This window comes from Stutzerimonas stutzeri (assembly GCF_013522825.1).
Classification (GTDB): Bacteria; Pseudomonadota; Gammaproteobacteria; order Pseudomonadales; family Pseudomonadaceae; genus Stutzerimonas; species Stutzerimonas stutzeri_AK.
In genome coordinates this window covers 1-836 of the sequence record NZ_JAAMQZ010000104.1, presented here as the reverse complement: position 1 = coordinate 836, position 836 = coordinate 1, and the positions used below count along the sequence as shown (strand labels likewise).

The following is an 836-nucleotide window of genomic DNA, read 5'->3' as shown; positions in this document are numbered from 1 at the left end:
ATGCCACCCCTGCGTCGCTGCGCTCCGACTGCCCGGCCGGATGGCCGTGGAACAGGTGGCCAGATGGCCCTGGAATGCCTGGCCAGATGAGAGCGGACTGGGTGGCCGGATGGCGTGGAATCCGCACTTTACGTTCGAGACCACCCTCGGCGAAGGGGAAGAGGAGACAAGCTACGTCCTCTTCTCCGCGCATTGGTACTGCATCGAGCGCAATTTCAAACTGCAGATTGAAGAGCGTTTCCGTCAGATTCCCAAGGTCGAAATAATCGGGCCTACACACTGCAAGAATGAGCGAGAGCTGATCGCTCACCTGGAAGCGACCCGGCACGATTTGTTGTGCTTGGATCAGGTGAAAATCAATCCTCGAGGCGTGCGGTACGCGAACATCGAGCCTTGCGACTTCCTGTCAGATGCCAAGCAGTTCATCCACCTGAAGGATGGCCATTCCTCCGGGCCCATCAGCCATCTTTGGGCACAGGGAATCGTCAGTGCCGAATCGCTGGTCGGCGATGCAGAGTTTAGAAAGAGTCTCCGGAAAGTCGTCAGGCAGCGGCGAGCTAGGTATCTATCACTACTGCCCGCAATCAATGGAAAAGTGGCCCGCGCTGAGTACACCGTCGTGTACGGGATAATGCGGAAGCCCTACAAGGACGGGAGCTTGGATCTCCCGTTCTTCAGCAAGATCAGCCTGCAGGCGGCTGCAGATCGACTAGGGCGTGTTAACACATCTTCAGTCCGTCAACTATTAGCGCGAAGTTGATGAATCCGATGAACATCACATCAAGCTTCTCGAAGCGAGAGAATATACGCCGAAACCCCTTCAAGCGCCGGAATAG

The 836-nt window shown here is 56.3% G+C and carries 1 protein-coding gene and 1 pseudogene; one reads left to right on the top strand and one right to left on the bottom strand.

All coding sequences use genetic code 11. The features are described from left to right. Positions 1–760 (top strand): DUF6119 family protein (locus tag G7020_RS23785; RefSeq protein ID WP_219852824.1); only part of this gene is annotated, 760 nt, incomplete at its 5' end. Here G7020_RS23785 and G7020_RS23780 read toward each other — a convergent pair. After that, positions 720–836: pseudogene (locus G7020_RS23780) on the bottom strand (IS5/IS1182 family transposase); the annotation flags it as partial. The gene G7020_RS23785 and the pseudogene G7020_RS23780 overlap by 41 nt on opposite strands.